At 34.5% G+C, this 14,462-nt stretch carries 5 protein-coding genes, 2 tRNA genes and 3 rRNA genes; 5 read left to right on the top strand and 5 right to left on the bottom strand.

The window, feature by feature from the left end; genetic code table 11:
• Positions 1 to 1,411: 1,411 nt before the first annotated feature.
• The 3 genes from ligA to queA all read right to left on the bottom strand — a co-directional run bounded on the left by ligA (position 1,412) and on the right by queA (position 6,135).
• A complete protein-coding gene (gene ligA / locus ACUBP5_RS03620; RefSeq protein WP_482168277.1) occupies positions 1,412 to 3,445 on the bottom strand; it encodes an NAD-dependent DNA ligase LigA in 2,034 nt (677 codons plus the stop codon).
• A gap of 544 nt (positions 3,446 to 3,989) precedes the next feature.
• Positions 3,990 to 5,057, bottom strand: a complete 1,068-nt coding sequence (rlmN, locus tag ACUBP5_RS03615) for a dual-specificity RNA methyltransferase RlmN (RefSeq protein ID WP_482168276.1) — start codon at positions 5,055 to 5,057, stop codon at positions 3,990 to 3,992.
• 16 nt (positions 5,058 to 5,073) lie between these two features.
• Entirely contained in the window at positions 5,074 to 6,135 is a 1,062-nt protein-coding gene (gene queA, locus ACUBP5_RS03610) for a tRNA preQ1(34) S-adenosylmethionine ribosyltransferase-isomerase QueA (RefSeq protein WP_482168275.1), read from the bottom strand.
• Positions 6,136 to 6,537: 402 nt separating this feature from the next.
• On the opposite strand from queA, the gene ACUBP5_RS03605 reads away from it, so the two are divergent.
• From ACUBP5_RS03605 to rrf, 5 genes are all read left to right on the top strand, one after another.
• Positions 6,538 to 8,065, top strand: a 16S ribosomal RNA gene (locus ACUBP5_RS03605).
• Between the two features lie 107 nt (positions 8,066 to 8,172).
• Positions 8,173 to 8,246: transfer RNA gene (locus ACUBP5_RS03600), tRNA-Ile, on the top strand.
• 11 nt (positions 8,247 to 8,257) lie between these two features.
• Positions 8,258 to 8,331: transfer RNA gene (locus ACUBP5_RS03595), tRNA-Ala, on the top strand.
• Positions 8,332 to 8,386: 55 nt separating this feature from the next.
• A 23S ribosomal RNA gene (locus ACUBP5_RS03590) occupies positions 8,387 to 11,267 on the top strand.
• Positions 11,268 to 11,320: 53 nt separating this feature from the next.
• A 5S ribosomal RNA gene (gene rrf / locus ACUBP5_RS03585) occupies positions 11,321 to 11,430 on the top strand.
• Together the 16S, 23S and 5S rRNA genes with 2 tRNA genes alongside form the textbook arrangement of a ribosomal RNA operon.
• A 45-nt stretch (positions 11,431 to 11,475) precedes the next feature.
• On the opposite strand, the gene ACUBP5_RS03580 is transcribed toward rrf, so the two are convergent.
• The gene (locus tag ACUBP5_RS03580) at positions 11,476 to 13,197 is read right to left on the bottom strand and encodes a ribonucleoside-diphosphate reductase subunit alpha (RefSeq protein ID WP_482168274.1); all 1,722 of its coding nucleotides are present in this window, start codon (positions 13,195 to 13,197) and stop codon (positions 11,476 to 11,478) included.
• 6 nt (positions 13,198 to 13,203) lie between these two features.
• On the bottom strand, positions 13,204 to 14,175 hold the full coding sequence (locus tag ACUBP5_RS03575; protein ID WP_482168273.1) for a ribonucleotide-diphosphate reductase subunit beta: 972 nt from the start codon (positions 14,173 to 14,175) through the stop codon (positions 13,204 to 13,206).
• Positions 14,176 to 14,462 lie beyond the last annotated feature (287 nt).

Below are 14,462 nucleotides of genomic sequence, written 5' to 3'. Positions count from 1 at the left end.
CTATAATAAGAATATCTATTATTTGATAAAAGTGTATAAAATCATTCCTAATGTTATTTTTAATAGTTTCGATAAACTATTGAGTAAGGCACTCAGCTGACAAATAAAATATTCTTTATATAAGGATATTTTTATTTTATCTTAAGTTATATAGCATTATTTAATGTTTCCCCCAAGTCCAACGCTCTCATATATAAATAATGGATTAAAAGCAATTTCCGCAAGGAGGGGGTAGTAATGGCAAGCCCAGCTGATCGAGCCAAACTATTTAACTCCTACTTCAATAAAGTGGTTAAAAGTATAGTTGTGGATTTAAATTAGCATCGATATTAATTTTTATAAGTCTAGATATGAAAAAGGGGATTTTTAATCTCATAAGGTTTTAAAAGATGGCAATTACTGAGCTTTATGACAATCAATTCTTTTTCTCCCTATGTTAGGCATCGTATAAGAATACAAATCTTGTTTAGCCCTCTCTAAATTATATATTAAACGAGTTCCGATTCCTAATTCTTTTTGAAGCGCTACTTTAAGTAGTTTTACATAGTGTTCTTAAATCCATTCATAGAAAAATTTTCTGGGACTTGTATGATTAACATAACTTTTTCAAGATTTATAGGTACTATAAGGCTCAACCCAGATAGCAAAAGTATGTTTAGAAATATTATTCTTTATAAGAATTCAAACAATTTCCCTAGATATATTATGTTTTATTTCTCATTTAAAGTATTGTGTTTTTTATATGTTGTTACGAAAAATATTTAAAAAAAAATAACCTTATAGAAAGCTTAAACAAATATCAAATTTGGAAAGAAATTATTTTTAATAAATAAACTTTTTAATCTTGATTAATTTTAAATGCATTTAAAAATTTCATTGCACTAATTTTAGATAAAATGGATATTATTAACCTATATTAGGTTCAATATTCTTAGATAGGTGATAAAAAATGATAATTTATAGGTCTTATTTTTTTATATTATTAACTGTGAATAATTAAACTATCAATAATTATTTTAAACAAATATTAGACTTAATAGTAATTACTCTGTGAGCCTAGAATTATATGAGTTCCTATTTTATTAGTTGAATTTTATACTTATTTATAATTTTATTTGATAATGTATTGTTTTCATATCTATGCATTATAATTCAATTATTTTGCTCTTTTTATAACACCTATTGACAATACTAATTATTAGCACAATGATAAACTTAGAAAAGTTAAAAAATAGATTTTTTTAGCCTTTCTTCTAAAATATCGTTAAAATAGAATTTTTATGATTGAGTCTTAGTTAAGTTTTTATTTTTCTATTTAAAGCTAATGGTTCTATCAAGGTATATAGCAAAAATTATTATTAAGTATAGTAAAATCTAAAAAATCATAAAATTCTTTGAATTTATTTTCATTTTATTTCGTAGTAGTGTGTTGAAAAGTACATATCCCAAATACTTCGATAAATTTTGTTTCGGTCCATATTTCAACATTTTCTAGCTTTTGGATTTTTTGTAATTTTGAACCAGGATTCTCTCCTATTATTAGATAATGTAGTTTTTTACTTACTCCCTTATAAATAATACCACCATGCTCAATAATCATTTGTTCAGCTGTTTCTCTAGTAAAATGAGAGAGTTTCCCAGTAAATAAAAAATATTTTCCGCTTATAAATCCTTTATTTACAATAATTTTTTGATTTTTTACTTCAAAATTTAAACCAGCTTTTTCAAGTCTTTGAATAAGTTTAATATGCTGAGGTTTTGAGAAATACAGTCGTAAGCTTTCAGCAATTTTTTTGCCTACATCTTTAATAACAGTTAATTCTTCATAAGTAGCGTTTATTATAGATTTCATGTTTTTGAAATGAAAAGCTAGCTTATATGAAAGGACCTTACCTATATAACGTATACCAAGAGCATAAAATACTCGTTCAAAAGGTATGTCTTTAGAATTATTTATACTCTGAATAATATTATACGCAGTTTTTTCAGCCATACGTTCAAGGGGAAGTATTTGTTGATAGGTTAATTTATATAAGTCTGCTACATTTTTAAGTAAACTAGCTTTATAAAATAGTTCAATAGTCTCTATACCTAGACTTTCTATATTCATAGCTTTTCTACTTACAAAATGGTTAATTTTACCTTTAATTTGTAAAGGACAATTGTCTTCATCGGTGCAATAATAGACCGATTCTTTAGGCTTCTTAATTAAGGATGCGCCACAAGCAGGACATACTCTAGGATAAACTACAACCTTTGCCTCATTAATTCTTTTATCTATGTTAATAGCTACTACTTTAGGAATAACTTCACCTCTTTTTTCTATAAAGACATGGTCACCATAATGCAGATCCAATTTTTGAATAATATCTTTGTTATGTAAAGAAGCTCTTTTAACAATTGTGCCTTTAATCAATATGGGCTTAAGATGAGCTACTGGCGTGACAGTTCCTGTGCGACCAATCTGGAAACTTACATCTATGAGCTCGGTGCAAACACGTTCAGATGGGAATTTATAGGCTATAGCCCAACGAGGAGATTTTTCCGTGTAATCTAATAAAGCTTGCTGATTATAAGAATCTACTTTAATTACTACTCCATCAGTTTCATATGGGAACTCATGCCGTTTTTCTCCCCAATATTCTATAAAACTAAATACTTCAGTAATATTTTTACAAAATTTTCCCGATAAAGGAACTTTAAATCCCCATTCTCTAGCTTTTTTAAGGGACTGATATTGTGTATAAAATGAGAGATTATCTCCTTTGATTTCGTAGATTAGACAATCTAAAGGTCTTTTAGCAACTTCTGCACTATCTTGTAATTTAAGTGTTCCACTGACTGTATTCCTAGGATTAGAATATGGAACTTCTCTTTTCTCTATAAGTTCTTTATTCATTTTTTCAAAACCTTTTAAGGGAAGGATAATTTCGCCGCGTACCTCTAATTCACTAGGGATTTTTCCATAAAGTTTCAATGGGACAGAACGTATAGTCCTGACATTAGAAGTTATCTCATCACCTTGTTGGCCATCTCCGCGCGTAACAGCGTGACATAAACTACCATTTTTATAAATAAGATTAATAGAAACTCCATCATATTTAAGTTCGCAAACATATGAAGGAGGATTTATAAGAGTTTTTAAAATATGTTTTTCCCATTCAATGATTTCTTGTTTACTATATGCATTATTTAGAGAATACATCCTGTATTTATAGATAAATATGGGAAATTTTTTAATAAGCCCTCCTCCTACCCTTTGCGTAGGGGAATTTATACTTTTAAATTGAGGGTATTGATTCTCAAGTTTAGCGAGTTCACGTATTTTCATATCAAACTCTATATCAGATATGATAGGCTGATCTAGTACATAATAATTATGATTATGCTTAAGGAGTTCATCGCGAAGCGCGTTTATTTTATTAAAAATATACGTTTGATCCACAGATAAAAAATATTATTAGAATTTAAAGATAAGATGGTCAGATATAAAATTTAATAAAAATATTAATTATTTCATACTCTTTATATAAAATCTAAAACATGTTTAAAGTGAGAAAAATAACTAGTTTATCATTAATCTTATTGAAGATAGATTATATAATCTATAACTGTAGCTTATGTAGATTCTCTATGAATAATCTTGAAAGATTTTGTATCTTTTTTTTACAAAAAAAAAGAAAACCGTAATAATTTAGAATCTTACGTATACCTAAAAATAAAAAACTTTAATTATAAATTAAAGCTTAATAAATAAGATGATTATTTTTTAAAATTAAAATTTTATTTTTTGATATATAAGTAGTTTTAAAATTTTTTATGATATTTATTTAAAATTATACTTAACTTATTTTTATCATTATAAAAGTTTTCTTATAATATTTCTTTAAGAGAAAGTATTTCATAATAATATTGTTTAATAGTATAAATAGTACATATTTTTTGATTAGCTGCTAATAATTTCGTTCTTTTTATAAAAAGAACGAAATTTATAAATTAGATAATGTAGTTAAGGCCTGTTTATTAGCAAGTTGCCCACAGGCTGCATAAATATCTTTACCTCTACTACGACGTATATTTACTAATATGCCATTACTTTTAAGGATGTTCATGTATTGTTGTATTTTTTTCTCATTTGCTTTTTTAAATTTTGTTTCTCCGATTGAGTTATATTCTATTAGATTTACTTTAGAAGGAATCATTTTACAGAATTTTACCAGTGTTATAATATCTTCTTGTTGATCATTAATGCCTTCCCATATAATGTATTCAATAGTAATCCGATTCTTTGTTTTTGTATACCAATATTTTAAAGAGTCTAGTAATTCTATAAGAGGGAAATTCTTGCTAAAAGGCATAATTTTATTTCTTATTTCTTCCCTAGCTGAATGTAAAGAAAGGGCTAGTTTAAAGTCCGGGTTATTATTAGCTAACTTTCGGATCATTTTTGGGATACCTGAAGTGGATAAAGTAATACGACGTGCGCTAATATGCAGATTTTTACAAGTTATAATTTTTTCAATGGCTTCTATTATATTATTGTAATTTAATAAAGGTTCACCCATACCCATAAATACGATATTACTTAAAGCTTTTTTAAAATACTTTCTACTTTGCTCATCTAGAATTTGTACCTGGTCATATATTTCTCCTACTTCTAGATTTCGCATAAGTTTTAGTTGAGATGTGGCACAGAAAGTACAATCTAAACTACAACCCACTTGTGAAGATATGCAGCCAGTAAAACGATTTGTAGCAGGAATTAATACTGATTCTATATTTTTCCCATCGTATAACTCAAGTCTGTTTTTTAATGTGCCATCTATACTAGATTGGACCTCTTTTAATTCTAAGGATTGTATGTAAAATCGCTCTTCAATTTTTATTCTTAAATTTTCTGGAAGATTACTCATCTTCTGTATTTCTTTAACATTTTGATGCCATAACCATTCATATATTTGCCTTGCCCTAAATGGTTTATCATTAAATTCTTTAATAATCAATTGGATTTGCTCTATAGAGAGTTTACGTAAATCTGTCCTAATAGAATTAGACATTCAAACAAATATATAATTACAATATAAGCATAGCATCTCCATACGAATAAAATTGATATTTTTCCTTTATAGCTGTTTCATAAGCTGTCATAGTTAAGTTATATCCTGCAAAGGCTGAAATCATTATTAATAAAGTAGATTTAGGCATATGAAAATTGGTAATCATACAGTTAGCAATATTAAAATTGTAAGGTGGAAATATAAATTTATTTGTCCAACCATGAAAGGGATTTAAACGATTGCCCACTGATACAGAAGTTTCTATAGTTCTCATTACTGTAGTCCCTACTGCACACACGCGTTTTTTTTGTTCGATACCTACATTAATAATTTCACAAGCTTTTGGATGAATATGACATTCTTCGGAATCCATTTTATGTTTAGAAAGATCTTCTACTTCAACTGTAGCAAATGTTCCTAATCCTATATGTAAGGTGATCTCAGTTAATAAGATCCCTTTAATTTCAAGTCTTTTTAATAAATGTTTAGAAAAATGTAAGCCAGCTGTCGGGGCTGCTACCGCCCCTTCTTCTTTAGCATATATAGTTTGATAGCGTTCAGTATCATTTTTGTCTACAGATCTTTTGATATACTTAGGAAGAGGAGTTTCCCCTAGATTTCTAAGTTGTTTTTGAAATTCTTCATAGGTATTATCTGATAGAAAACGAAGTGTTCTACCCCTAGAAGTCGTATTATCTATGACTTCTGCTACCAAGGTGTTAACATTTTCAGAGTCCCCGCCAAAATAGATTTTGTTCCCGATACGTATTTTCCTTGCTGGATCTACAAGTACATCTAAAACTTTATTATTACGGTCTAATTCTCTTAATAAAAAGACTTCAATTCTTGCTCCCGTTTTTTCTTTATTTCCATATAATCTTGCTGGAAATACTTTAGTGTTATTGAGAATAAGGACATCCCCCTCGTTAAAGTAATTAATAAGGTCTTTGAAAAATTTGTGTTCTATTTTCCCTGTTTTTCTATCAATAACCATTAATCGTGCTTCATCTCTTTCTTGAGAGGGCCTTTCTGCAAGGAGTTTTTCCGGTAACTCAAAATCAAAATCAGAAGTTTTCATCTATTAATATTGTAAATTATTTTTTTAGCAAATATACAATCCTATTAAAACTAGAATAAAAAATCTTGATTATGAATATAATAAGTTCTATTTATTATAAATATTTAAGTTTATATTTTTTACTGTGTCAAAAAGTAGTTTTCTTGTATATTCGTATATTTTAAGAACTGATAAAGAAATTTCTTCAGTTAAAGAAGAGGTTTTTAAGACTCGTATATTTAGTATTAAAAATATTTTGTTGAATAAAAAAAAATATCTTACATTTGCAATATTGATTTAAAGAAGGATGATTTATTATTAATTAAATCATAGGTCGTTCATTTAAAAAAAAAACTAAAGTTTAAAATAATAAATAAGAGCCTTGTGTGTTTACTTGAGGAAGATTACCTTCTAATTACAATAACAACGAAGAGTTTGATCCTAGCTCAGGATGAACGCTAGCGGCGGGCTTAACACATGCAAGTCGAGGGGCAGCGTAAAATAAGTTTACTTATTTGGCGGCGACCGGCGAACGGGTGCGTAACACGTATGTAATCTGCCTTTTGCTGGAGCATAGCTCGGAGAAATCCGAATTAATACTCCATAGTATAAGATATCCGCATGGATATCTTATTAAAGTTTTTTATGGCAAAAGATGAGCGTGCGTCCGATTAGTTAGTTGGTGAGATAATAGCTTACCAAGACTTCGATCGGTAGGGGGCCTGAGAGGGTGATCCCCCACACTGGTACTGAGACACGGACCAGACTCCTACGGGAGGCAGCAGTGAGGAATATTGGTCAATGGAGGAAACTCTGAACCAGCCACGCCGCGTGCAGGAATAAGGCCTTATGGGTTGTAAACTGCTTTTGTATGAGAATAAAACTTTTTACGTGTAAAAATTTGAAGGTATCATACGAATAAGTGTCGGCTAACTCCGTGCCAGCAGCCGCGGTAATACGGAGGACACAAGCGTTATCCGGATTTATTGGGTTTAAAGGGTGCGTAGGCGGTTTATTAAGTCAGTAGTGAAATCTTGCAGCCTAACTGCAAAATGGCTATTGATACTGGTAAACTTGAGTAAGGTTGAGGCAACTGGAATGTGTGGTGTAGCGGTGAAATGCATAGATATCACACAGAACACCGATTGCGAAGGCAGGTTGCTAAACCTTTACTGACGCTGAGGTACGAAAGCGTGGGGAGCAAACAGGATTAGATACCCTGGTAGTCCATGCTGTAAACGATGATCACTAGCTGTTGGATTTATTTTCAGTGGCCAAGCGAAAGTGATAAGTGATCCACCTGGGGAGTACGATCGCAAGATTGAAACTCAAAGGAATTGACGGGGGCCCGCACAAGCGGTGGAGCACGTGGTTTAATTCGATGATACGCGAAGAACCTTACCAAGGCTTAAATGTGCTACGAATAAACTGGAAACAGTTTAGTCTTCGGACGGAGTACAAGGTGCTGCATGGTTGTCGTCAGCTCGTGCTGTGAGGTGTTGGGTTAAGTCCCGCAACGAGCGCAACCCCTATTGTTAGTTGCCAGCGGGTAATGCCGGGAACTCTGACAAGACTGCCGATGTAAGTCGAGAGGAAGGTGGGGATGACGTCAAATCATCACGGCCCTTACGTCTTGGGCCACACACGTGCTACAATGGCCGGTACAGAGAGTTGCCATTGGGCGACCAAGAGCTAATCTTTAAAGCCGGTCCCAGTTCGGATTGGAGTCTGCAACTCGACTCTATGAAGCTGGAATCGCTAGTAATCGCGTATCAGCCATGACGCGGTGAATACGTTCCCGGGCCTTGTACACACCGCCCGTCAAGCCATGGAAGTCGGAGGTGCCTAAAGTCAGTGACTGTAATAAGAGCTGCCTAGGGTAAAATCGATAACTGGGGCTAAGTCGTAACAAGGTAGCCGTACCGGAAGGTGCGGCTGGAACATCTCCTTTTTCAGAGAAAAGTTATTTTCTAAGGGTAAGCACATAAGGTTTTTATTTTTTTTATAATATATTTCCTACAAAGGAATAAAACGAAGCCATTCGACTTCTTTTTTAAGAGTCTTGTAGCTCAGTTGGTTAGAGCGCTACACTGATAATGTAGAGGTCCGCGGTTCAAGTCCGCGCTAGACTACGCGAAGAGAAGGGGGATTAGCTCAGCTGGCTAGAGCGCCTGCTTTGCAAGCAGGAGGTCATCGGTTCGACTCCGATATTCTCCACAAAAAGTTCTTTGACATATGAAATTAACAAATGAATCTATATTTTTTTGATATAGAAAAACAAATTAAGAGCGCATGGTGAATGCCTTGGCTATGAGAGGCGATGAAGGACGTGGTAAGCTGCGATAAGCTGCAGGTATCGGCAAACACGATTTAATCTGCAGATTTCCGAATGGGGAAACCTTCCATATTGAAGATATGGAATCATCTTTATTGATGAAGCAAACCTAGGGAACTGAAACATCTAAGTACCTAGAGGAAGAGAAAACAAAAGTGATTCCGTAAGTAGCGGCGAGCGAACGCGGAAAAGCCCAAACCATTAAAGTTTAGGCTTTAATGGGGTTGTAGGACTACAATGTGAACTGAAATTTTGTAGTGGAATGATTTGGAAAATTCAATCATAGAGGGTGAAAATCCCGTACATTAAACATATTTCTATCTAGTAGAAATCCTGAGTAAGGCGGGGCACGTGAAACCCTGTTTGAATCTGCCGGGACCATCCGGCAAGGCTAAATACTCCTCATAGACCGATAGTGAACTAGTACCGTGAGGGAAAGGTGAAAAGTACTTCGAATAGAAGAGTGAAATAGTACCTGAACCCATGCGCTTACAAGCGGTCGGAGCCCTTTCGTAGGGTGACGGCGTGCCTTTTGCATAATGAGCCTACAAGTTAATTTCACTGGCAAGGTTAAGCAGTTCAGCTGTGAAGCCGGAGCGAAAGCGAGTCTTAATAGGGCGAAGTAGTCAGTGGTATTAGACGCGAAACCGAGTGATCTACCCATGGGCAGGTTGAAGCTATGGTAGTACATAGTGAAGGACCGAACCGGTTGACGTTGAAAAGTCTTCGGATGACCTGTGGGTAGGGGTGAAAGGCTAATCAAACTCGGAGATAGCTCGTACTCCCCGAAATGCATTTAGGTGCAGCATTATGTTAAGTATTATAGAGGTAGAGCTACTGATTGGATGCGGGGGCTTCGCCGCCTACCAATTCCTGACAAACTCCGAATCCTATAATATGTTTCATGGTAGTGAGGGCATGGGTGCTAAGGTCCATGTCCGAGAGGGAAAGAACCCAGACCAACAGCTAAGGCCCCTAAGTATATACTAAGTTGATCAAAACAAAGTTCGCTTGCATAGACAGCTAGAATGTTAGCTTGGAAGCAGCTATCCATTTAAAGAGTGCGTAACAGCTCACTAGTCGAGCGAGCGAGCGTGGATAATAATCGGGCATAAGTATATCGCCGAAGCTATGGGATCAAAAAAGATCGGTAGGGGAGCATTGTAAATGACGTCGAAGCTGTTTTGTAAAAAACAGTGGAGTTTTTACAAAAGAAAATGTAGGTATAAGTAACGATAATGCGGATAAGAAATCCGCACACCGAAAGACCAAGGGTTCCTCAGCTATGTTAATCAGCTGAGGGTTAGTCGGGGCCTAAGGCGAATCCTAAAGGTATAGTCGATGGATAAGCGGTTAATATTCCGCTACTTGCTTTTATTGCGATGGGGTGACGAAGTAATGAAATCGTCGCGTGCAGACGGAATTGCACGTTAAAATAATCGGGTATAACATATATAGGCAAATCCGTATATGTTGCTCAGTTATGATAGTACCATAAGCCTTCGGGTGCGTGGATAGTACGGCTAAAAACTTCCAAGAAAAACCTCTAAGCTTCAGATAAAAGCAACTCGTACCAAAACCGACACAGGTGGTCAAGGAGAGAATCCTAAGGTGCTCGAGTGAATCACGGCTAAGGAACTAGGCAAAATAGACCTGTAACTTCGGAAGAAAGGTCGCCTTCCTTTTGGGAAGGCCGCAGTGAAAAGATCCAGGCGACTGTTTATCAAAAACACAGGACTCTGCTAAATCGAAAGATGATGTATAGGGTCTGACACCTGCCCGGTGCTGGAAGGTTAAGGAAGAGGGTTAGATCTTTGATCGAAGCTCTTAACTGAAGCCCCAGTAAACGGCGGCCGTAACTATAACGGTCCTAAGGTAGCGAAATTCCTTGTCGGGTAAGTTCCGACCTGCACGAATGGTGCAACGATTTGGATACTGTCTCGGCCGTGAGCTCGGTGAAATTGTAGTATCGGTGAAGATGCCGATTACTCGCAATGGGACGAAAAGACCCTGTGAACCTTTACTATAGCTTCGTATTGACTTTGGATAAATAATGTGTAGGATAGGTGGGAGACTTTGAAATATTGTCGTCAGGTGATATGGAGTCGTCCTTGAAATACCACCCTTTGTTTATCTGAAGCCTAACTTGGCAACAAGGACAGTGCGTGGTGGGTAGTTTGACTGGGGTGGTCGCCTCCAAAAAGGTAACGGAGGCTTTCAAAGGTACCCTCAGCACGCTTGGTAACCGTGCATAGAGTGCAATAGCATAAGGGTGCTTGACTGTAAGACTTACAAGTCGAGCAGGTACGAAAGTAGGATATAGTGATCCGGTGGTTTCCGCATGGAAGGGCCATCGCTCAAAGGATAAAAGGTACTCCGGGGATAACAGGCTAGTCTCCCCCAAGAGCTCTTATCGACGGGGAGGTTCGGCACCTCGATGTCGGCTCGTCACATCCTGGGGCTGGAGAAGGTCCCAAGGGTTAGGCTGTTCGCCCATTAAAGTGGCACGCGAGCTGGGTTCAGAACGTCGTGAGACAGTTCGGTTTCTATCTATTGCGAGCGTTAGAAGCTTGAGTGGACCTGACTCTAGTACGAGAGGACCGAGTTGGATGAACCTCTGGTGTATCAGTTGTGTTGCCAAGTGCATAGCTGAGTAGCTATGTTCAGATGAGATAAGCGCTGAAAGCATATAAGCACGAAACTCACCACAAGATTAGGCTTCTTATAAGAGACGTTGAAGATTACGACGTTGATAGGCTATAAGTGTATAGGCAGTAATGTCATAGCTGAGTAGTACTAATTTCTCATAGTTTTCCATTGACAAGAGTATAGTTTTTATTTGTTAATTCGTATGTTAAAAATATATAAAATTTGGGTGACTAATGCAACGGTGATCACCTCTTCCCATCCCGAACAGAGAAGTTAAGACCGTTAGCGCCGATGGTACTAGATAAAACTGGGAGAGTAGGCGGTTGCCCGTTTTTTTTTATAAAAAAAGCCTCTATGCAGAGGCTTTTTTTATTTTATTAACTCTCACATAATAAACATTCTGAATATAAATCTCGCATTTTAGTTTCCGCACGTAATATACTTTCGCTTCTATAATAATAAAGGCTTTTTAACCCATTTTTCCAAGCTTCTATATGTACTTGATTAATAAATTTTGCCGGTGCATTTTGAGGAAAGGCTAAATTAATACTTTGAGCTTGATCTATATAATTCTGGCGAAGGTTTGCTTGTCGTATCAATTCTAATTGATTAATCTCTTTAAAGCATTTAAAAACGTTTTTTTCTTTTTCACTAAGAGCTTCAATATTTTGACAAGATCCTTTTTCACTAACAATATGATCCCATATTTCAGGAATATTTAGCTCTTTTTGTTTTAATATAGCCTCTAATTGAGGGTTTTTGCGAATATACATTCCTTTAGAATCATCATCTATATATATATTGGCTGCAATAGGTTCTATACCCTGTGAAAGGCCACCTGCTAGTTTTGCAGAACTTCTATTAGGTGCAATTGCTGTTAATGTAAGATTACGTTTGCCTGTACCTTTAGTCCATTTAGATTCTCCGTATATCTTAGCAAGATAAATGGTAGCTTTTTGAGCTTCCATTTGGATTTTTCCAAAAATTTTTTTTGTCAAAGCATTAGCTTGTAAAGAGATAAAAGGTATCATTTTTGATTGCAAATAAGAATGCCATCCCAATGATCCTAATCCTAAGGCTCGACTTTTTTCAGCAAAACGAACAGCATCTTCTATTCCTTTTATATAACGCCCTTTTTCAATAAATTCTTGAATTACAGCATCAAGAAACAGTATAGCGTAAAGGATTACATCTGTATCTTTCCATTCATCATATTTGTATAAATTCATTGAAGAAAGACAACAAACTAAAGTATGGGTTTCATCTGTAGGAAGCATAATTTCTGAACAAAGATTACTATGCCATATTCGAAGGTTATTTTCTTTCCAATTTTTAGGAATATTTTTATTAGCATTATCAATAAAGAAAAGATAAGGCTCACCTGTTTTTACACGCTTTTTAAGCGTATTAAGCCATAATTCTCGTTCATATCCTTCTTGTTTTATTACTTTTTCCATGAATACATCTGAAATCACGGTTCCTTGATGGATATTATGACATTGGCGATTTACATCGCCTTTAGGTTCTCTTATTTCTAAAAAATGAGCATACTCTCTATGTTCAATATCTAAGTATATAGCAACAGCTCCTCTACGCGTACGACCTTGTTTACTTGCAACAATAGTGCTATCATAAGATTTGATAAATGGGATAATTCCATCGGAAGTCCCTAAATCCCCTTCTTTAATCAAAGCCCCAGTTGGGCGCACTTTGCTGAAATCATAGGCTGTGCCTCCCCCATGTTTACTTAGTATAGCCATTTCGAGATTTTTTCGATAAATCTCATACATACTATCTCCTATACGACTTGAAAAACAACTGATGGGCAGACCTTTCCCTGTTCCTAGATTAACCATTACAGGAGTAGAAGGGATTAGCCATCCTCTCCAAAAAATGTCAAAAAACTTCTCTTCGAGAGAGGAATCTTTATGAATTCTAGCAGCAGTTCCTGCAATTCTTTTATAGGCTTCAAAGGGAGTTTCATCTTTTAATAAGTACCCTCCTTTTATGGTATTTAAATAAAGTTCATTATTTCCCCAAAGTGGGAAATCTTTTTCAACTTGCCATCCCATTTTTTTAGCTATAGGGTGTGTCTTCATAAAGCTTTAAAACAGATTTGCTGTATTCCAATCCATATTAGGCTTGCTATAGCCTGTTTCTCTATTGTCAAAAAAGTCGGTTTGTTGCTCACCAGATACAGTAATATAAAACCAGTTCATTTCTTCTAATAGTTCATAATGTATTTTATATTTCTCATTAAGACCAAGCTCAAGTAGCTTTCTATTAGCACGATCTTTCATAAAGTTTTTAAGTTGTAATTTATTTATTGTCGGCAGATCTCCTCTTTTAAAAATCTGATCTATAAATAAAAATTCATTATTTAATGTTAACTCAATCCCTTCATAAATAGAATTCTCTATAGATCCTAATAGGGGACTATTTTCTTTACAAAGAACTCTAAATATTTTACAACCTGCTTCTGAATGCAATGATTCATCTCGTATAGAAAAGATCATCTGCTGTCCGATCCCTTTTAAACGATTTGATTTCCTAAAGGAAAGAAGGACCGCAAAGGAAGAAAAAAGCTGAACACCTTCAGCAGCAGCTGAAAATAAAGCTAAACTTCTTGCAATAATTTCTAACGGATAATCTTGATTTTTATCATAACGTATATCCATTAGCATACGTAGTTTTTTCATCGTTACCTCATCCTCAAGAAAAGCATCAAAATCATCTAAACCTAAGGTGTCATTTAAATAAGAATAAGCTGTGGCATGTATAGTTTCAAAAGCTCCAAAAGTCTGTGCCATAATTTTAATTTCAGGTACAGGGAACCATTCAGGTACCATTGCAGACCAATAATTTCCTACTTCAGTTTCAGTTTGTGTAAAGCCCTTTAAAATCTCACCTATTACAGATTTTTCTTTTTCAGAAAGATTCTCATTCCAATCTTTTACATCAGATTGCATATTAATCTCTGTATGAAGCCAGTGAGCGTTCTGTTGTTTAAACCAATAATCATATGCCCATTGATATTCAAAAGGTTTAAAGGCTAAACGTTCTTTGGTAATACTCATAATATTTTAGTAAATATTTAACTATTTTATTGATTTTTTTTCACAGAATAAGTTTTATATTGACATAATTTTATATATAACTATATAATTACAAAAAACCTATTTTTGAAAGAAACAAATTTATTGTTTCTTTCAAAAATAAATGATGTTGATATCCTAAATTTATTTGCATGTATTATCAATAAATTCAGGTTACTAAAATGGGGTTAATCTCTTCATCTAAATGCTAATCTAATATGGCTTTGTAATTGATGCTAATTTAGTGAAAGAGCTTTTAGTATTTTTTT

The organism is Candidatus Insignibacter tubulum (genome assembly GCF_056790205.1).
This window is presented reverse-complemented; position numbering and strand designations above follow the sequence as displayed.